16 protein-coding genes are annotated in these 19,215 nt (G+C 63.4%); 8 read left to right on the top strand and 8 right to left on the bottom strand.

The window, feature by feature from the left end; translation table 11 throughout:
- Nucleotides 1-19: 19 nt before the first annotated feature.
- A complete protein-coding gene (locus LBW94_RS16530) occupies nt 20-442 on the bottom strand; it encodes a putative adhesin (RefSeq protein WP_225061950.1) in 423 nt (140 codons plus the stop codon).
- 264 nt (nt 443-706) lie between these two features.
- On the opposite strand from LBW94_RS16530, the gene LBW94_RS16525 reads away from it, so the two are divergent.
- Entirely contained in the window at nt 707-2,167 is a 1,461-nt protein-coding gene (locus LBW94_RS16525) for an HNH endonuclease signature motif containing protein (protein WP_225061949.1), read from the top strand.
- A gap of 118 nt (nt 2,168-2,285) precedes the next feature.
- Here LBW94_RS16525 and LBW94_RS16520 read toward each other — a convergent pair whose 3' ends face one another.
- Both LBW94_RS16520 and LBW94_RS16515 read right to left on the bottom strand, forming a co-directional pair.
- Nucleotides 2,286-2,663, bottom strand: coding sequence for a hypothetical protein (locus LBW94_RS16520; protein ID WP_225061948.1), 378 nt, complete (start codon nt 2,661-2,663; stop codon nt 2,286-2,288).
- Nucleotides 2,664-2,736: 73 nt separating this feature from the next.
- Nucleotides 2,737-3,735 carry a hypothetical protein gene (locus LBW94_RS16515; protein WP_225061947.1) on the bottom strand — a complete coding sequence of 333 codons (999 nt, stop codon included), beginning with the start codon at nt 3,733-3,735 and terminating at the stop codon, nt 2,737-2,739.
- 317 nt (nt 3,736-4,052) lie between these two features.
- Here LBW94_RS16515 and LBW94_RS16510 point away from each other — a divergent pair, with 317 nt between their 5' ends.
- Genes LBW94_RS16510 through LBW94_RS16495 form a run of 4 tightly spaced genes read left to right on the top strand, consistent with a single transcriptional unit; the run spans nt 4,053 to nt 9,046 of the window.
- A complete protein-coding gene (locus LBW94_RS16510) occupies nt 4,053-4,688 on the top strand; it encodes a hypothetical protein (RefSeq protein ID WP_225061946.1) in 636 nt (211 codons plus the stop codon).
- 59 nt (nt 4,689-4,747) lie between these two features.
- Nucleotides 4,748-6,172 (top strand): transcriptional regulator, encoded by a 1,425-nt coding sequence (locus tag LBW94_RS16505; protein WP_225061945.1) that lies wholly within the window; start codon nt 4,748-4,750, stop codon nt 6,170-6,172.
- A 7-nt stretch (nt 6,173-6,179) separates the two neighbouring features.
- Nucleotides 6,180-8,021 carry a DEAD/DEAH box helicase gene (locus tag LBW94_RS16500; RefSeq protein WP_225061944.1) on the top strand — a complete coding sequence of 614 codons (1,842 nt, stop codon included), beginning with the start codon at nt 6,180-6,182 and terminating at the stop codon, nt 8,019-8,021.
- A gap of 56 nt (nt 8,022-8,077) precedes the next feature.
- On the top strand, nt 8,078-9,046 hold the full coding sequence (locus LBW94_RS16495) for a NaeI family type II restriction endonuclease (protein WP_225061943.1): 969 nt from the start codon (nt 8,078-8,080) through the stop codon (nt 9,044-9,046).
- A gap of 40 nt (nt 9,047-9,086) precedes the next feature.
- On the opposite strand, the gene LBW94_RS16490 is transcribed toward LBW94_RS16495, so the two are convergent.
- On the bottom strand, nt 9,087-9,875 hold the full coding sequence (locus tag LBW94_RS16490; RefSeq protein WP_225061942.1) for a hypothetical protein: 789 nt from the start codon (nt 9,873-9,875) through the stop codon (nt 9,087-9,089).
- A gap of 189 nt (nt 9,876-10,064) precedes the next feature.
- On the bottom strand, nt 10,065-10,562 hold the full coding sequence (locus tag LBW94_RS16485) for a very short patch repair endonuclease (protein WP_225061941.1): 498 nt from the start codon (nt 10,560-10,562) through the stop codon (nt 10,065-10,067).
- A gap of 334 nt (nt 10,563-10,896) precedes the next feature.
- Here LBW94_RS16485 and LBW94_RS16480 point away from each other — a divergent pair, with 334 nt between their 5' ends.
- Nucleotides 10,897-12,246 (top strand): DNA cytosine methyltransferase, encoded by a 1,350-nt coding sequence (locus LBW94_RS16480; RefSeq protein WP_225061940.1) that lies wholly within the window; start codon nt 10,897-10,899, stop codon nt 12,244-12,246.
- A gap of 333 nt (nt 12,247-12,579) precedes the next feature.
- Here LBW94_RS16480 and ilvC read toward each other — a convergent pair whose 3' ends face one another.
- The 3 genes from ilvC to LBW94_RS16465 all read right to left on the bottom strand — a co-directional run bounded on the left by ilvC (nt 12,580) and on the right by LBW94_RS16465 (nt 16,142).
- Nucleotides 12,580-13,581, bottom strand: coding sequence for a ketol-acid reductoisomerase (gene ilvC, locus LBW94_RS16475; RefSeq protein ID WP_225061963.1), 1,002 nt, complete (start codon nt 13,579-13,581; stop codon nt 12,580-12,582).
- Nucleotides 13,582-13,686: 105 nt separating this feature from the next.
- Complete coding sequence (gene ilvN / locus LBW94_RS16470) at nt 13,687-14,190, bottom strand: acetolactate synthase small subunit (protein ID WP_225061939.1); 504 nt, start codon at nt 14,188-14,190, stop codon at nt 13,687-13,689.
- Nucleotides 14,187-16,142: an acetolactate synthase large subunit gene (locus LBW94_RS16465; RefSeq protein WP_225061938.1), complete on the bottom strand. Its 1,956-nt coding sequence runs from the start codon at nt 16,140-16,142 to the stop codon at nt 14,187-14,189. The genes ilvN and LBW94_RS16465 overlap by 4 nt, the downstream gene beginning before the upstream one ends.
- Before the next feature lie 363 nt (nt 16,143-16,505).
- Between LBW94_RS16465 and LBW94_RS16460 the strand changes: the two genes are divergently transcribed.
- Nucleotides 16,506-16,979 carry a PH domain-containing protein gene (locus LBW94_RS16460; protein ID WP_225061937.1) on the top strand — a complete coding sequence of 158 codons (474 nt, stop codon included), beginning with the start codon at nt 16,506-16,508 and terminating at the stop codon, nt 16,977-16,979.
- A 354-nt stretch (nt 16,980-17,333) separates the two neighbouring features.
- Nucleotides 17,334-19,175, top strand: a complete 1,842-nt coding sequence (gene ilvD, locus LBW94_RS16455) for a dihydroxy-acid dehydratase (RefSeq protein WP_225061936.1) — start codon at nt 17,334-17,336, stop codon at nt 19,173-19,175.
- Nucleotides 19,176-19,215 lie beyond the last annotated feature (40 nt).

Genomic DNA, 19,215 nt, shown 5'->3' with positions numbered 1-19,215 from the left:
CCGCACCCCGGCCACCCTGTCAGGCCAGGCAGAACAAACAGTGCACCACAGCATCCTCACCGAGTTTGCCCGCATCCGCCGCGATGATCCCGAGCGCCCCGGTCAACGTCAGCAGCTTGTTGATCCCGATGTTCTCGACGATCCGATTCTGCTCGGCGTGCACGATCCCCGCCTTGAAATCCCCGTGCCAGTCCGCCGTCAACGTCAGCGCAGGCTGCTGCTGATACGGCCCGTTCCACTGCGCCCGAGCCGGAAACCGCTTACGCACCTGCGTCACCTGTGGATTGTGCGGGTCGACGATGGCACTCTGCAACAGCAACCCGTCGTTGTTCTCCAAACACTGCCCGAAAGCCGAGTAGAAAATCACACTCACCTTCGCCGGCACAATCGTCTCGCCATTGAAGTCCGCCCCGCCGTGCGCGGCAATGATGTAGGTGACCACGGTGGCCCCTCCCGATCTTGTTGGAACAGTTCACGCAACGCGGTCGCGCAACGTCCCCGAGCCCGTCGAGTGTGACCCGGAACCCGCTGCGGCGACATCGAATTCCCCCACCGAGACCGGATCCCGCCGACACCCGCCCACCCAGCCCGGTCACGACGAGACCACCCAACCAACAACCACCGCAAACTTGTCCCAAGCGCTCAAATATGCTGATAGCGGCGTTTTTTCGCTGGCGTGTCCCCCTCCGGGCAATATCATGGGAACATGCGTTCGAGCACCGAAACCGTCAGCGACCCCACCGCGGAAGCCGCCCTCCGCGCGCTGGAGATCGCCGCCGCCCAGGTGTCGACGATGCCCACCCACGCCATGACCAACCGCGACCGCCTCACGCTCCTGCGCCGCGTCGAGACAGTAACTCGCATGCTCCCCGCCGCCGCTCTGGAGTGGACAGCCCAGATGGCCGAGCAATGGTCCAACACCGAATTCGCCGCCAACAACCTGGTCGACACCCTCGCCGACACCCTGCGCATCACCCCCGCCGAAGCCCGCGCCCGCTGGCGCGCCGCCGACGACCTCGCCCACCACACCGGCATCACCGGCGAGACCATAGCCCCACCACTGCCCGCCACGGCCACAGCCCACGCCGAAGGAGCACTCGCCCCCGCCCACGTGAAGATCATCCGCGACGTCATCGCCCACCTGCCGGCCGCCGTCGACCCCGATACCCGCTCCGACACCGAAACAATGCTCGCCGACCAAGCCCGCGAACTCCGTCCCGACCAATTACGCAAGGTCGCCGACAAGCTGGAAGCCCTGATCAACCCCGACGGCACCTTCACCGACACCGACCGCGCCCGCCGCCGAGCCTTCACCATGAGCCGCCAGGGCCCGGACCTGATGACGAAATGCACGGTAACCGCCGACCCCGAACTCCGCGCCTACCTGGAAGCAGTCTTCGCCAAATACGCCAAGCCCGGAACCCTGAACCCCGAAGACTCCACCCCCATAGTCGAAGACCCGAACGAGGAAGTCGCACAACGCGACACCCGCACCGCCCCCCAACGCCAACACGACGCGGTGAAAGCACTCCTCCGCGACAGCATCGCCTCCGGCCGCCTCGGCCAACACCGCGGCCTCCCGGTCACCGTCGTCGTCTCCATGACCCTGGACGAACTCGAAGACGCCACCAGCCAAGCAGTATTCACAGACCCCACAGTCCCCCTCTCCGGCCCACCGGTAGCCACCGGCGGCGGAGCCATGATCTCCATCGGCGACGCCCTCCGCCTGGCCTCCCACGCCCACCACTACCTCGCCCTCTTCGACCACACCACCGGCCGCCCCCTCTACCTCGGCCGCACCAAGCGAATCGCCACCCCCGACCAGCGAATCGTCCTGCACTCCCGCGACATCGGCTGTACCTTCCCCGGCTGCACCAAACCCGGCTACCTCTGCCAAGTCCACCATCGCACCGAATGGGCCAACGGCGGCACCACCGACGCCGACCAGTTGACCTTCGTCTGCGAACCCCACCACCGCCAGGCTGGAGCGGGCGATGCCGAGTGGGAGACCACGACCGCCGCAGCCGGACATCCCGATGCTGGACGCACACAATGGATCCCACCGGTCCACCTCGATCCCTCCCGGCGCCCGAGAGTCAACCGGTACCACCATCCCGGTGAGTACCTCACGTGCACAAGAGATTCGGTGAGCAGTAGGCCGGGCTGACCGGCTCCGCCGCCGTGCCAACCGCCCCGCCACCGACGGAGGCGGGTAGCGGTGCAGGACCGCCCAACCCTGCTCAGGCCGGCGGTGTTTCACCACGGCACTTCATCCATCGGGATCGTCAGTCCTTGCGCGTGTGCATCTGCCGCTCGGCCAGGGAACGGTTCCCACCAAGCCGCCGGGATTCACGCCGCCGATCCCAAGCCCGCTTGACTATCACGAGGGCGAACCCGAATACGAGACTGGATGGCAGTGCGATCTCGCCGTAGTGGCTGTTGCTCCTGATCCTCCATAGCAGCATCAACGCTCCAACAACGAGCACGACTCCTACGGCAACAGCCATGACCACGGTTTCGACCATCCGCCTGAGCTCTTGCATCAGTCGCACGGTCCGGTCGTTTTCCTCGTCGGAGGAAACGGCGTCACCGAGGCCACGGCTGATGACGGCCTTCCAGGTCTTCGGGTCCGCACGCGCGGAGCCGTTGGGCGAATCAGCCAACAGTCGCGCAGACCTCGACGGAGGACGGGCACGACGACTCCCTGTTCGATTTGCAGGCCCGCTCATCGGTACATCACCGGACGCCAGCAGTGTCAGGGTTTTCAGCGATGAGCGCCCGCTCGACCACCGCGTCGGCATCTGCACGGCGATCCTGCTTGTTGAGCGACCAAACGATCCGAAGCACGTCACGCTCAGGCCGACGGCCCACGTAGCCGATGATCGTGTCGACAACATCGAGCAGACCCAGATCTCGGCAGGCCACCACTGCGGCAGCAGCCTCGGCAGGAGCAGCCTCGATACTAATGTGACGGATGAGTCCGTTGGCGCGCTCGAAGTTGCCGCTGGAGATGTAATCTCTCAGGTCAGCAGCAGGCGGCCAGACCAAATCCCAGGCTTCTTCGTTGCGCCGGTCCCCCTCGCTCGACCGGACCGGCGGAACGCCGGGCGGCACGGAGACAGTCGCCTCGACAGAGTGTGTGCCCGGCGAGGCCGGCCCAGCCTCGCTGGACACGTGATCGGCTGCGGTCGCTGGACCCACACACATTCCCGCAGAGCGCCTGCGGCGTGGCGATGAAGCCAGTGGTGAGAGTTCGTTGCAGAGCTTGCTCAACTCCTCCCACGAGAGGGTCATCCGCTCCGCGCCCACAGTGTCCCGAACGAAGTCATACAGAGCCCTGAGAGGCGCTTCCCTGGGTGCACGGACACGCAGTCCATTCACCAAGTCGGACAGCACAGACCTGCTGAGATGTGCATTGCCGCCGGAGATATTCCGGCGACCGAGGGCTTCGATGATCGCTCGTTGCGAGAGTCCTGTCAGGTCGATCAACCCCCGCAGCGCCTCCGCGAGATCGCGTCGCTGAGGCGGCAAATCGGGATCCAAAGGCTGAAACTGCCCAGCCTGGGGAAACTTTCCATCGTGCCGTGACAAGCGGTTCGCTCCGATCGAAGTGCCCGGATAGATGGTCGCGGTGAAACGGCTTCCATCTAACCCGAGAAATCCGAATTTCGCCATGCGAATCGCACTGCGGCCGTTCCGAATATTCACATAGAAGGGCTTGGCATTATACAGCACTTATGTTGCGAGTGTGGCGATTTCGGGTTAATCCCGTCGGTCACCCTGTCCTGGTTCGCGCCGCACCTGTCCCGACCCCGACACGGACGAACCGCAGAATCCAGGACAGCATCAACACGGAACCAGGACAGGGGCAGCGCTTTTCAGGTCAGAGGAGCTGCTGTTTAGTCGATGTCAGATGCTGACCGTGTGCAGAAGGCCCTTCACAGGACCACCTTCTTCCTGCACAGAGTGGCCAGCAATCACCGTTACAACGACCAGAGAGGCGCAAATCCACCATGTTCTCGCCATCCTGGCAAGACGATCGACTCGGCACCATGAAGCGCGTAGCGCTGTGGCTGGTGCAGGAGATCGGCGTCGGTGAGGTATTCACGAAGACTCAACTGCGCGAGGCTTTTCCCGAGACTTCGCAGATCGATCGCCGGATGCGCGATCTCAGAGACTTCGACTGGCGAATCGACACGAATCGCGAGGACCCGTCTCTGGGATCACACGAGCAACGGTTCGTCAGTCGCGGCATCTCCGTCTGGGAGCCTGGCAAGTCCACGAGAAAGACCGGCGCAACAGTCACCGCCGCCGAGCGGCATGCGATCATGATGCGGGACGGTCACAAGTGCCGATCCTGCGGGATCGGCCCCGGAGAGATGTACACCGGCACTGTCATCGCCTCACAACTCGATGTCGCCCGCCGACCTGTCAAGATGCCCGGTGGTGAGACCGTCGTGCAGTTGGTGATCGAGTGCAACCGCTGCCGTGTCGGGAACCGTGAGCTGATCGCCGACCTGGACAATGTCCTGTCACGCATCGGCGACCTGCCGACCTACGAGAAGCAGATGCTGGCCAGCTGGATCGAGCGGGACTCCCGTAATTTCAGCGAAGCCGAAGAACTGTGGGCAGCCTATCGAACGCTACCCTCCGATGCGCGGGACAAGGTCCGTGAGGCGCTGGCTTGACCCGAGGGGAATGACATCCGGCTTCTCGTCTCCACTCAACCTGTGAGGAATCCTTCGACATGTTCACCAACTTCGGCACCCCACCGAACTCCGCCGAAACCAGAGCACTCGTAGAGCAGCGCCTGAATGACCTGCGTGAAAACAGCGGGGTCGCAGAGACTCTGACCGTCGAGTGGCGTGGTACTCCTCTTCATATCCAGGTGATCGATATGCCACTCGACGCCTTGTATTACAACCCCGGTACACACCGCATCAGAGCACAACGCAGTCTCGACACGAGCCGCGATACCCTTCTAGTTTCCGATCCATGGACCTCGGAAAGTCAAGACTATCTGTCCCATCTGCTGACCATACGACCCTCGGAACCGACGCGACGCGATCCGGACTTCGACAAGCTGAAGGACAACCTCGAAGAATACAAGCAGAATGAGCCGGGTCTGATCACCCGGGAGGGCATCCTCGTCAATGGCAACACCCGTTGCGCCGCACTTCGCGAGCTCAAGAGCACCACAACCATGCGAGTGGGTGTCCTGCCCGCGTCGTGTGACTGGGAAGATATCAATGCGCTCGAGCTGTCCTTGCAGCTTCGCCCCGACGAGCGGCGCGACTACTCGTACATCAATCGATTGCTCGCCATCGAGGAGCAACGGGATCAGCTGCACCGCGAGGTGCCGGCGATAGCCAAGGTCTTCCGCACGACCACAAAGATCTGCGAGCGCGACTTCTGGGTCTTGGCCGAGCTACGGGATCTGATCCGGCGCAGCACCACTGTTCATGGCGTGTCACTGCGGCTCATGGACTTCGAGCAAGCCCAGGAGAAACTCGCCGAACTCTATCGAGCCTACAGTGAGGAGTCGAAGAAGAACAAGGAACGAGCCGACCTGCTCAAAGAGGCCCGGTTCACCGCCATCGCACTGGATTTCGCAAAGACCGATGTCCGGTTTATCGAAGCCGATTTCCAGTCCCGGTATCTGGACAAGAACCTGATCGAGGAGTTCGGGGCACCCGTGGCCAACGTACAGTCGACCGTCACGATCCCGGGGCTGAACCGGTCTGTCAAGGCAGCCGGCGCTGATGTTGCGACTGCTCGAGCGATCACCGAAAAGCTGCTTCAGGCAAAGGCTGTCGAGGCGGCAACCGAGACCGCCACTCCGGCAGACCAGTCCGCGGCTGCGAAAGTGATCTCGCAATACAAGAGCGCGTTCGGCGAAGCCATCACCGTCGCCGGACGGGATGCCATGCTGCGGAAGAAGCGGCTGGCGGCTCCGGATCGAATCGCCGCAGCATGCAAGGATCTGGAGCAGTCCATCACGGATTTGGTGTTGTCCAGGGGGAATTCCAGCCTCGATCAAGAGGCATTCGACGACGCCCTCGGTCAACTCCACACAGTACTGGGCCAACTGGCTGTCGAAGCCCAACGCACTGTCGATCTGCCCGGCGACGGGCTCAACTGGCTTGTTGCCGCAGTGAACGTCCGGAAGTAGGTCCGTTGTGAGTCATCCCGAGAACGTAGCGTCGCTCAAGCTGGGGCTCGACATAACACGTACCCGCGTCGAGTTGCGTACCTTGCCCATGTACCAGAGCGACTTTGCGCAGCTCACGGCACGTCTCAGTACAACTGGTCAGCGCAGCGCGCTATCCGCTGAAATCGATCTCGACGAACTCCTGGCGAATCTCACCGAGCTGGCCAGCTGGGTCCACCCCGGTGTCGACTGGGATGCAGAACTTGCGACGCTCGTCGAAGGAGTGCTCGATGACGCTGAAATGGTGCAACGCAGCCTCGCGAGCACGGCACGGACGGGCTCGGCCGCCAGCACCGTTCAGCCGGAGGATGTCACCGAGTTGCTCGGTCCAGAGTGGGCCGGCAATCTGACCGCTTTCCAACAGCGTGACATCGCGCAGCTTCTTTCGCTCCGTCACGGCGCCAATTTCAGCGTTCCCGGTGCCGGCAAGACCCGTGTCGCGCTCGCTGTCTATGCCGCGATGCGGCGGCGCGGAGAGGCGCAGCGGCTTCTGGTCGTCGGGCCGAAGTCTGCACACGAATCGTGGGAGCACGAGAATTCCGTTTGCTTCGGCGAACCACTGCATGTCGCAGTGGCGGGGCGGGAAGACAACCCTCTGGCCGAGATGCGTCTCGTGAACTACGAACGACTGGACCGGTCATTGAGCAGCTTGGCCTCATGGCTCCGATCGGGACCAGCCATGATCGTGCTGGATGAGGCGCATCGAATGAAGCTGGGGGCCAGAGGCGCTTACGGTTCCGCTTGTCTGGCGCTCGGGCCACTTGCACGCCGGCGGTTGATCCTGACCGGTACACCGGCCCCCAATGGGGCGAAAGATCTCGAAAGTCTCTTCTCATTCGTCTGGCCCGGTCATGGTAGGCGGGCCGTGACAGAAGCTGTAGGTGGTGGCAATCTGGCTTACGCCAGCTCTGCGCTGCGCCCGCTGTTCACCCGAACCACCAAGCGTGAGCTCGGACTACCGCCCTTCGAGCCGAAGGTTCGGTATCTCGATATGCCACCGCTGCACTCCGAGATCTACGAGGCGCTGAAGGGCAACTTCTCGGCCCGGGCAGAAGGTTCACGTGAGGGAATCGAATCACTCGGCAAAGCCATGCTGCGCCTGCTGATGGCCGCGATCAGCCCGGCGTTGCTGCTGGAAGGCAACAGTCGGTACGAGCCCTTGGAGTACCGGCTGCCACCACTCGAACCGGCAGCAGGCGATTCTCTCCTGGACCTGCTCCGGAACCTGCCTGGCTACGAACTGTCGCCGAAGTACCAAGAAACCCTGAAGATCGTCGCGGACAACACCGCGCGGGGACGTAAAACGTTGGTATGGACGACCTTCGTGCGGAGCCTCGCCACCCTGGAGAAACTGCTCGAAGGCTACAATCCCGCCACTGTCTACGGTGGAACTCTCGATCGTGACGAGCAACTGCGACGCTTCCGCGAGGACCCCGACTGCCATGTGCTGATCTCCAACCCGGCCACGCTGGGCGAAGGTATCAGCCTCCATCAGGTTTGCCACGATGCCGTTTACGTCGACCGCGACTTCATGGCCGGTCGATTCCTGCAAAGCCTGGACCGTATTCATCGTCTCGGGCTTGCACCCGGAACCGAAACTCGCGTAACGGTGCTGGCGACCCGCAACACAATCGACGAGGTGGTGCGGCTTCGGCTCGACGAGAAGCTCGAATTCATGGGCCAAATTCTCGATGACCCCGAGGTACAGCAGCTCGCCGACCTTCAAGAGGAACCCGCACTGGGTATCGGAATGGACACCGCAGACGTACAGGCACTGTTACGGCATTTGAGCACTTCCGGCAATTCGTAGAGTGGCAAATCGGCAAAGAGAATTCCAGTTCAACTACCAGAGCGTTCGGAGAATCGGTGTCATTCGACATATCATGGCCAGAGCACAATCCGATCGAGATCGAACGCAAAGCGTCCCCGGCCGTTGCGCAAGTCGCTTCCGAGATATATCGGCTGGACCCATCGGGGGAAGTATTTGCAGCCGTCCTCCGAGATACCCTGGACCAGTTGTACGACGGTCAGCGCACCGGGCGCTGGAATTTTGATCAGCTCTTCAAGACCGAAAAAACACATATGGGAACACTGGTCGAAATTAATCTCCAGCGTGAATTCAGATTCCCCGACGGCATAGTCACCGACTATCACATAGCGGGCATAGACGTCGATTGCAAATACTCGATGAGGATGGGCGGCTGGGAACTTCCACCCGAAGTAATCGGACATGTCGCACTGCTGGTTCACGCCGATGATCGGACAGCATCCTGGCAGGCCGGGCTAGCACAGATCGAAGAACAATTCCTCAATCAAGGTAAGAATCGCGATTCCAAGAAAACTCTTTCGAAATACGGCCGGAGTCGGATCCACTGGCTGTGGGGCGGCCACCGAAGCATGGCCCCGAATCTTTTCATCGATCTGGACCCCGAACTACGTTCCAGAATCTTCGCCGCCAAAGCGAAGAGAGGCACCCACCACGGCCAAGCTCGAGTGAACGAGCTGTTCAGGCTGGTGCAGGGCCGAGTAATTCGCCGCGCCGAATTGGCGACCGTCGCACAGCAGGATGACCCGATGAAACGTGCGCGAGACAATCAAGGAGCTCGCGGGGATCTTCGGAGAGAAGGAATACTGGTATTGGGTCACAAGAAGACGCACTCTGCAATAGCCAGGGGTCTTGGATTACCCGTACCACGTATCGGGGAGTTCGTTTCTGTTCGCATAGCGCCTGCATCCCCCGATCAAGAAGATCTCACAGTGGAGATCAACGGAAGTACATGGCGCCGCGCCCGTCCGGAAGATCCGGAAATCACGGCCCCCGATCTTCCGAAGTAATATTCACGCCGATCGGCAAGCCTTCCTCATGGTCGCGGGTCTAGCTGGACAGCCTTTGCCGGATCACAGAGGCGCACTGGTCGATCCGCTCGGGGGAGGGCAAGTGCACATTTCCGAACGTACGCTGCACCGGCATCTCGAACCTAACCACATGAAAGTGGGGCTGATCCGAGAAATAATCCTGCGTCCCAGTCTTTCGGCCATGACTTCCGGCCTTGTATTGATTATTTCCGATGTACAACTCCAGTAGGATATTTTCACACCATGCATCGACCCGGAAAAGCGCATCGGCCAGCGGGTGAAACCTCATCGGCAAACCACGTTCGCGCAACTCGTTGATGACGTGAGCCTCGCGCAGGAACGAGTAGTAGAAGTTCCCGACTCGCCAGCGCATCGCTTCATACGCCTCATGATAGGTGAACCCGGCCGCCTGCGCCTCTCTGTTCTTCACCTTTGCCGGTATCCATAACAGCGGTACGGTCCGGTCTTGCTGACACCATTCGTAAAAATCTTGCCATCGATACAAGCGATTCTCCTCTTCCAGCATGAAGTGAAATATATGCGTGAATGCAAAATCCGGGAACCAATCCCTGATCAACGCGACCCGTTCGGCGTCCACCTTCTTGATATCGCCCAGTGGATGCTCGGTACGCAGGTGCGGAACATTCTGGGGGCGAATCGCATACAACGCCTCCGTCACATGCGCCAGTACCCTGTCGGCTACATGCTGGTAGCCGTCACGATTCGCCCACCAATCCAGCTCACTCTTGGCAAGCTTTCCCGCGGAAGTGAAGTGCTGTATCACTTCGGCACTTGTGGTCTTGTCCATGGCTTATCCGTGCCCCCGGCTCCTTGGGCTTGTCGGTGATCATCACCACTCTAAGACGGACGTCCGACAAGTTTGGAGCGTGCAGGCGCCTTGGCACCCCGGCCGACCGACCACGGCACGGACAGCCAGGCTCAACGCCGCAATCAGTGGATGCGACCTGCCATCGAATTTCGCGCAAGGCCGAACATCTCAGCAATTTGATCTAGTATCGCTCACATGTTCGGAGCCGCTTGCCAACACCCTGGTCACCCTGGCGACCGCGCTGTCCAGGCTCTCGTGTTCCCACAGGCGGACAACTTGCCAGCCGGCGCCAGTCAGCGCCGCATCTGCGGCCCGGTCACGTTCGACGTTTCGTCTAAGCTTCGGCGTCCAATACCACTCATTGGTTGTGGGCTGTCGGCCATGCTCCGGGCAGACGTGCCAGAAGCAGCCGTCAACGAAAACAGCCACCTTCCGCGCCGTGAAGACAATGTCCGGGCGGACCTTCATCGATCCCAGGTCGAGTCTGAGGTCCTTGCGGTATCTGTATCCAAGCCGATGCAGCGCCCTGCGCAGCACGACTTCAGGCTTCGTGTCAGATCGACGGTTGGCCTGCATGTTTCGGGAACGGCCCTCGTTGAGAGGAGCGGGATAGAGCCCCTGAGCATGGGCTTTCTTCCGGGCTTCTGCACTTCGACTCTCGATCATGGCTATCCCAGTCCATCGCAGGCAAATGTCGTGCGGGAAGATACCCCTCGCGTCTGTATCCACACACCCCGGCCTCCGCAACGAAAGGTAGTCGCGTGACCCGCGTCCCTACGACCGAGGCCGGTACGGGCACTCTCCAGCAAACACTCAGCCTGGGGTGCATCGGCTATGGGCCGGGCTCCACCTCTGCGCAGAGGAATCCTGGCACAGCCGGTACTCATCTGACCATTCCATGGTCCCGGGTCTCCTCATCGGGGAACAGACCGCGAAGACCTGACCACGTAACCATTGCTTGCACAACACATCTGCTGCGCTGCATCGATGAGGAGAGGGTATGACCCGCGCAAGGACATCCAGGAATGCGCCGACCATATCAGTGCCTGAGTTCACATCGATCGAGATCTGCGCTGGAGCAGGCGGGCAGGCCGTCGGATTGCATCAGGCAGGATTCGGGCATTTGGCCCTTGTCGAGATCGATGAGCATGCTGTCGAAACACTCAAGCTGAACATAGAAAATCAGAAACTGGGTGCGTGGGAAAGTGAACATTGCGACATCCTCTCTGCCGATGTCAAAAAATTTGACCCTTTTCGAGATCTGCGCAAGAGCGGAAACCAGCTGAAGCCCGGGGAGCTGGATCTCCTTGCCGGGGGGGTACCGTGTCCCCCATTTTCCCGTGCCGGAAAACAGTTGGGCAAGCTCGATGAACGCGACCTGTTCCCACGCATGCTCGAACTTGTCAAAATGCTTCAACCTCGTGCAGTAATGATTGAGAATGTCCGCGGGATCATGGATCCAAAGTTCTCATCGTATCGCGACTGGATACAAGCCAAACTCCAAGGTGGAACCTACCGCGGCGACGACGATCAAGTAATGCGCGAAGATGGCTTGGGATACACGGTATGTAAATGGGGAGTTCTGGAAGCCAGTGATTTCGGAGTACCTCAGCTTCGACCCCGCGCCATCCTCGTTGCATTCCGGGATGATGTTCTCGAAGATATCAAATATGAGTGGCCGGCTGCCACGCACGAGGATCACATCAGTGTTGCGCAAAGCTTGAAGAAGTCGATGCTGGAGCGATACAAGCCCTACTTCGAGGGAATCAATTCGGAGCGAGCCCGAGAAGCATTCGAAAACTGGCACAAGAAGGCTAGAGCACGGGATATCGAGCTGAAAGAGAAAGGTGGAGGGATTGCACCTACTCTCGTTGGCGGTTCGAAGAAGCATGGCGGTGCGGATCTCGGGCCCAGCCGGGCCAAAGCGGCATGGAAGCAGCTCGGCATTTGCGGTCTTGGCGTTGCCAACGACCCGGAGACATGCAGACTGAAACAAACCGAAGGCCGGGATCTCTTTGGGACCGACGGCCCGATGCTTACTGTCCGGCAGGCCGCTATAATCCAGGGATTTCCCTCAGAATGGGATTTCTCCGGGGGGAAGACCGCTCAGTACCGGCAAGTGGGCAACGCTTTCCCGCCACCTGTTGCGAAAGCGGTAGGCATGTCGATCATCGACGTGCTCAAAGCGGCCGATGAGCGTGACGAGAAGCAGCCACCTGCGGAGTGCACAATATCGAAAGACGACCACAGCCAACTACAGCTTTTCCCCTCCGAGGCGGAGTGCAAATCTGCCGGGGGTCGTGTGAGCAGGTCAAGAAGGCGGCAGGCTGTCGGTCTCGTCGGCCAATAGAGCACTCAGGTAGTTTGGCCGTGGCTGCCCGGCAGACAACCTCTCTCCAGTCGAACAACGAAATCGCAACAAGCTCAGGTGATCCCGGGATGAGGCAAGCATTGATCTCATCACACTGCACATCCGACACCGATTGACTCAGACAGCGGACGTATCCGAACTGAATAAAGGTTGCGCTCCGATGGCAATTGGATCCAGCACGCCTGTGAACACCTGCTGTGATTTCCTCCGCACGGTCTCAACCTTGCGGCGCGGTCAGCCGAAATACCCACTAACGCAATGGCGGCCTGCCCCGAATCCCGGGACAGGCCGCCACGTTTACAGCCGAAAACCCTACGCAGTCTCGGTGATCGGCCGATCCACCCAGCTCATCAGCCCACGCAGCTTCGCGCCGGTGACCTCGATCGGGTGCTCCGCGTTCTTCTTGCGCAGCCCCTCCAACTCCTTGTTGCCGCCCTCGACGTTGGCGACCAGGTGCTTCACGAAGGTGCCATCCTGGATGTCGCGGAGGATATCCTTCATGCGCTCCTTGGTACCGGCGTCGATGACGCGGGGGCCGGAGAGGTAGCCGCCGAACTCCGCGGTGTCGGAGACCGAGTAGTTCATGCGGGCGATGCCGCCCTCGTACATGAGGTCGACGATCAGCTTCAGCTCGTGCAGGACCTCGAAGTAGGCCATCTCCGGCGCGTAGCCCGCCTCGACCATGACCTCGAAGCCGGTCTTGACCAGTTCCTCGGTGCCGCCGCAGAGCACGGCCTGCTCGCCGAACAGGTCGGTTTCGGTCTCTTCCTTGAAGGTGGTCTTGATGACGCCGGCGCGGGTGCCGCCGATACCCTTCGCGTAGGACAGGGCCAGGGCCTGGCCCTCGCCCTTCGGGTCCTGGTCGACGGCGATCAGGGCGGGGACGCCCTTGCCGTCGACGAACTGGCGGCGGACCAGGTGGCCCGGGCCCTTCGGGGCGACCATGGCGACGGTGACGTTGGCCGGCGCCTTGATCAGGCCGAAGTGGATGTTCAGGCCGTGGCCGAAGAACAGCGCGTCGCCGTCCTTCAGGTTGGGCTCGACATCGTTGCGGAAGATCTCCGCCTGCGCGGTGTCGGGGGCGAGCAGCATGATGACGTCGGCCCACTCGGCGACGGCCGCGGGGGTGTCGACGGTGAGGCCGGCTTCTTCCGCCTTCGGGCGGGACTTCGAGCCTTCCTTGAGGCCGATGCGGACCTCGACGCCCGAGTCGCGCAGGCTCAGCGAGTGCGCGTGGCCCTGGGAGCCGTATCCGATGACGGCGACCTTGCGGCCCTGGATGATCGACAGGTCGGCATCGTCGTCGTAGAACATCTCGACTGCCACTTTGTGTACGTCCTCTCTATAAAGTTTCTTCTCGAAATTCGGATCGAACCCCACGCCGCGGGCGGGTGCCGCCGTCGATCCGGGTAACTCTAGCTAACGCGTCGCGGTGATCGACTTGGGGCCGCGTCCCACGGCCACCACGCCGGACTGCACGATCTCGCGGATGCCGTACGGTTCCAGCATCCGAAGCAGCGCATCGAGTTTGGACCGGGTTCCGGTCGCCTCGACGGTGAGGGCATCCGGCGACACGTCGATCACCTTCGCCCGGAACAGGCCGACCGCCTCGATCACCTGGGTCCGGACGCTCGCGTCGGCGCGCACCTTCACCAGGATCAGTTCGCGGGCGACCGAGCTGTCGGAATCCTGCTCCACGATCTTGATGACGTTGACCAGCTTGTTGAGCTGCTTGGTGACCTGCTCCAGCGGCAGGTCCTCGACGGTCACCACGATGGTCATGCGGGAGATCTCGGGGACCTCGGTGCCGCCGACCGCGAGCGACTCGATGTTGAAACCACGCCGGGAGAACAGGCTCGCCACGCGGGCCAGCACGCCGGGCTTGTCCTCGACGAGCACGCTCAGGGTGTGGGTGGTGCTCATTGGTCGGTGCCCTTCTGCGAAGCGCGTTCGTGCGCGGCCAGGGTGGCCTTCTCGTGGGACATCGCCTCGTGGATCACCGCGGGCTCGGACGCCTGCTCGTCGTCGTCGAACAGCGGGCGGATGCCGCGCGCGGCCATGATCTCGTCGTTGGAGGTGCCGGCGGCGACCATCGGCCACACCTGCGCGTCCTTGCCGACGATGAAGTCGATCACCACGGGACGGTCGTTGATGGACTGCGCCTCGCGGATCGCGGCCTCCACATCGCCCTCCTTCTCGACCCGGATGCCGTGGCAGCCCAGTGCCTCCGCCAGTTTGACGAAGTCGGGGATGCGCAGCGTGTGGGTGCCGAGATCGGTGTTGGAGTAACGCTTTTCGTAGAACAGCGTCTGCCACTGCCGGACCATGCCGAGGTTGCCGTTGTTGATCAGGGCGACCTTGATCGGCACGCCCTCCACCGCGCAGGTGGCCAGTTCCTGATTGGTCATCTGGAAGCAGCCGTCGCCGTCGATGGCCCACACCTCGCGGTCGGGCGCGCCCATCTTGGCGCCCATCGCGGCGGGCACGGCATAGCCCATGGTGCCGAGACCGCCCGAATTCAGCCAGGTGCGCGGCTTCTCGTACTTGATGAACTGCGCCGCCCACATCTGGTGCTGGCCGACGCCCGCGCAGTAGATGGCGTCCGGGCCGGCCATCTCGCCCAGCTTCTCGATGACGAATTCCGGCGACAGCGAACCGTCGCTGGGGGTGCTCCAGCCCAGCGGGTAGCGCTCGCGCATATCGCCGAGGTAGGCCCACCATTCGGTCAGGTTCAGCAGGGGGGCGCCGGTGGCGGCCGGGTCGGCCTTCAGGGTCTCGATCAGTTCGGTGATCACCTCGCGGCAGTCGCCCACGATCGGCACGTCGGCGTGCCGGTTCTTGCCGATCTCGGCCGGGTCGATATCGGCGTGGATCACCTTGGCGTTCGGGGCGAACGAGTCCAGCTGGCCGGTGACGCGGTCGTCGAAGCGAGCGCCGAGGGTGATCAGCAGATCCGACTTCTGAAGTGCCGCAACGGCTCCCACGGTGCCGTGCATGCCGGGCATACCCATGTTGAGGGTGTGGCTGTCGGGGAACGCGCCACGCGCCATCAGGGTGGTGACCACCGGGATACCGGTCAGCTCGGCCAGTTCCAGCAGTTCCGCCGCGGCCTCGGCCTTGATGACGCCGCCGCCGACGTAGAGCACCGGCGACTTCGCGTCGAGGATCAGCCGGGCGGCCTCGCGCACCTGCTTACCGTGCGGCTTGGTCACCGGACGGTAGCCGGGCAGCCGCAGTTCCGGCGGCCAGGAGAAGGTGGTCTGTGCTTGCAGCACATCCTTCGGGATGTCGACCAGCACCGCGCCGGGGCGGCCGGTCGCGGCCAGGTAGAACGCCTCGGCGAGCACGCGCGGGATGTCGATCGGGTCGTTGACCAGGAAGTTGTGCTTGGTCACCGGCATGGTGATGCCGGAGATGTCGGCCTCCTGGAAGGCGTCGGTGCCGATCAGACTGCGGCCGACCTGGCCGGTGATGGCGACCAGCGGCACCGAATCCATCTGCGCGTCGGCGATCGGGGTGACGAGGTTGGTCGCCCCCGGGCCGGATGTGGCCATACACACACCGACGCGGCCGGTGGCCTGCGCGTATCCGGTGGCGGCGTGACCGGCGCCCTGCTCGTGCCGGACCAGCACGTGCCGCACCCGGGTGGAGTCGAACAGCGGGTCGTAGACGGGGAGAACCGCGCCGCCCGGAATGCCGAATACCGTGTCGACGCCGAGCTCCTCGAGGGACCGGACGACCGACTTCGCGCCGGTGACCCGCTCGGGCGGAATCGGCCGGCGGTTGGCGGATGCGGCAGTCGCCGCAGGTGTCGGCTGGGCCGAAGACGCCGGCCTGCGGGCCGCGGGCCCTGGCCGGGCGGTAGGTGCGCTCACCGTCTTATTCCTTTACCTGCTTGTTGATCTCGAGTCCATGGATTTGTCCTGAACACAAAAAAGCCCCCGACAGCCAAGGCTGATCGAGGGTGGCGCGTCGCAGCTACGAGCTGAATGAATCAGGCTCAGCGCTGGACGCGCCGGCCGATTACGAGAAGCTCGTTTCGATTCACGGGCACGACGGTATGTGCGGGAGAGCCGAAGAGTCAAATTACTTGACACGTGTGTCCCATTATGTGAGACGGGGCGGTTGCGTTGGTCTGTACTCCATGATGCGAGGATGGGGGTGTGTCATCGTCGCATCGGTCCGTGCCACCTGCTCGATCGTCCCACACGCCCGCCGGCGGGCCGTCCACGGGGCGGGTGATCCGCATCCCCCGACTCGGTCATCTCGGCGTGTTCGTGCTGCTGTTCTGCGTCGCATTCGCCTTCTTCGGCTGGCCGCAGGTGCTGTGGATCCTGTTCGTGATCCCGATCGGGATCTCGGTGTGGATCGAGCGCAACCGCACCACGGTGTCGCCGTCCGGACTGGAGCTGCGCAGCACGTTCGGCGCCCGGCATCTGGACTGGACGCAGATCAAGGGCGTGCGCATCCTCAAGCGCGGCTGGGTGCGGGCCCACCTCGACGACGATTCCGAGGTGGAGCTGCCCGCCGTCGACTACGCCCGGCTGCGCGATCTGGTCGCCGCCTCCGGCGGATACATCCCGGACCCGTTCGCCGGGCCGGAGGAGGCGGCGGACGCGGCCGGAACGGACACCCTCCCGGCAGGTGAGGGGGACACCCCCGCCGACCAGGGCGCGCCGACCGACGCCACCTCGGAGACCGGGAACCACTGAATCCCGCACACGCGCGGTGAGATCGCACACCCTGCGACGGGTGCGAGCCCGGACGAGCGGTGCGATCGACACGGCGGCGACGGGACACGCGGCGGCGGCGGGAACAAACTGGCATCCTCGAAGTGCTGACAAGCGTTATCCGTACGATTGCCCGCCCGATGCCCCACCCGGCAGGAACGGCAGGCACGGCGACCGCTCGCGAATCCGAACCCGGCCGCCCACCGGCGCATCCCCCTGATCTTCACGGGAGTACCGTTGAGACGCCGCCGAGACACTCGGCTCAGTCGCCGGCAGCCCCAGCGACCGGTCCCGGATTGCACCGGGACGAGGACATCCGACCGAGGACCCATACCCATGCCACCGCTTCGTTCACGCACCACCACCGCCGGACGCAACGCCGCGGGCGCCCGCGCGCTCTGGCGGGCCACCGGCCTCACCGACTCCGACTTCGGGAAGCCGATCGTCGCCATCGCGAACTCCTACACCCAGTTCGTCCCCGGCCACGTGCACCTGAAGGACGTCGGCGAGATCGTGGCGGCCGCGGTGCGGGCGGCCGGCGGCGTACCGCGGGAGTTCCACACCATCGCCGTCGACGACGGCATCGCGATGGGTCACGGCGGCATGCTCTACTCGCTGCCCAGCCGTGAGATCATCGCCGACTCCGTGGAGTACATGGCCAACGCGCACACCGCCGACGCGCTGGTGTGTATCTCCAACTGCGACAAGATCACTCCGGGCATGCTGAACGCCGCGATGCGGCTCAACATCCCGGCCGTGTTCGTCTCCGGCGGCCCGATGGAGGCCGGTAAGGCGGTCGTGGTCGGCGGTGTGGCGCAGGCGCCCACCGACCTGATCACCGCGATCTCGGCCAGCGCCTCCAGCACCGTCACCGACGAGGGCCTCGACGAGGTCGAGCGCAGCGCCTGCCCGACCTGCGGTTCCTGTTCCGGCATGTTCACCGCCAACTCGATGAACTGCCTCACCGAGGCGCTGGGCCTGGCGCTGCCGGGCAACGGTTCCACCCTCGCCACCCATGCCGCCCGGCATGCGCTGTTCGAGCGGGCCGGCACCACCATCGTGGAGCTGGCCAACCGCTGGTACCGCGACGACGACGAGACGGCGCTGCCGCGCAACATCGCCAACGCCAAGGCTTTCCGCAACGCGATGGCGCTGGACGTCGCGATGGGCGGTTCCACCAATACGGTGCTGCACACCCTCGCCGCCGCGCAGGAGGGTGAGGTCGACTTCGATCTCGGCACCATCGACGAGATCTCACGCCGGGTGCCGTGCCTGTCGAAGGTCGCCCCCAACTCCGACTACCACATGGAGGATGTGCACCGCGCCGGTGGCATCCCCGCCATCCTGGGCGAGTTGCGCCGCGGCGGACTGCTGGAGACCGACGTCACCACCGTCCACACTCGCACCCTCGAGGAATGGCTGGACACCTGGGACATCCGGTCCGGCAGCGCCTCCGAGGAGGCGCTGGAACTGTTCCACGCGGCGCCGGGCGGGGTGCGCACCACGACGCCGTTCTCCACGGACAACCGCTGGTCGTCGCTGGACACCGACGCCGAGAAGGGCTGCATCCGCGATATCGCGCACGCCTACACCGTCGAGGGCGGGCTGTGCGTGCTGCGGGGCAACATCGCCGTCGACGGCGCGATCCTCAAGACCGCCGGTATCGACGAGGACCTTTTCACCTTCGAGGGACCGGCCGTGGTGCTGGAATCCCAGGAGGCGGCGGTCTCGGCGATCCTCGGCAAGAAGATCCAGCCCGGCGATGTGATCGTCATCCGCTACGAGGGCCCCTCCGGCGGTCCCGGCATGCAGGAGATGTTGCATCCCACCGCATTCCTGAAGGGTGCGGGCCTGGGCAAGGTGTGCGCGCTGATCACCGACGGCCGCTTCTCCGGCGGTACCTCGGGCCTGTCGATCGGCCACATCTCCCCCGAGGCGGCCAGTGGCGGCACCATCGGGCTCATCGAGGACGGCGACCGCGTCCGGATCGATGTGCACACCCGCGCGCTGGAGCTGCTCGTCCCGGATGCGGTACTGGCCGAGCGCCGCGCCAAGATGGAGGCATCCGAGCAGCCGTGGCAGCCCGCGCATCGCGAGCGGCCGATCACCATGGCGCTGCGCGCCTATGCCGCCCTGGCCACCTCGGCCGACAAGGGCGCCGTCCGCCGGGTGCCGTGACGCGGCTGCCGTAATTCCGGCGCACTACCGAAAGCCCGGT

The sequence above is a fragment of the Nocardia sp. alder85J genome, assembly GCF_020176955.2.
Taxonomy (GTDB): domain Bacteria; phylum Actinomycetota; class Actinomycetes; order Mycobacteriales; family Mycobacteriaceae; genus Nocardia.
The sequence above is the reverse complement of the archived record's forward strand: the minus strand, read 5'-3'. Positions and strand labels throughout refer to the sequence as shown.

Bases quoted from the DNA above. Each gene is read 5' to 3' on its own strand.
- LBW94_RS16525 (WP_225061949.1), top strand. From the start codon at position 707: ATGCGTTCGAGCACCGAAACCGTCAGCGACCCCACCGCGGAAGCCGCC.
- ilvD (WP_225061936.1), top strand. From the start codon at position 17,334: ATGCCACCGCTTCGTTCACGCACCACCACCGCCGGACGCAACGCCGCG.
- LBW94_RS16480 (WP_225061940.1), top strand. From the start codon at position 10,897: ATGACCCGCGCAAGGACATCCAGGAATGCGCCGACCATATCAGTGCCT.
- LBW94_RS16485 (WP_225061941.1), bottom strand. From the start codon at position 10,562: ATGATCGAGAGTCGAAGTGCAGAAGCCCGGAAGAAAGCCCATGCTCAG.
- LBW94_RS16505 (WP_225061945.1), top strand. From the start codon at position 4,748: ATGTTCACCAACTTCGGCACCCCACCGAACTCCGCCGAAACCAGAGCA.
- LBW94_RS16490 (WP_225061942.1), bottom strand. From the start codon at position 9,875: ATGGACAAGACCACAAGTGCCGAAGTGATACAGCACTTCACTTCCGCG.
- ilvC (WP_225061963.1), bottom strand. From the start codon at position 13,581: ATGTTCTACGACGACGATGCCGACCTGTCGATCATCCAGGGCCGCAAG.
- ilvN (WP_225061939.1), bottom strand. From the start codon at position 14,190: ATGAGCACCACCCACACCCTGAGCGTGCTCGTCGAGGACAAGCCCGGC.
- LBW94_RS16510 (WP_225061946.1), top strand. From the start codon at position 4,053: ATGAAGCGCGTAGCGCTGTGGCTGGTGCAGGAGATCGGCGTCGGTGAG.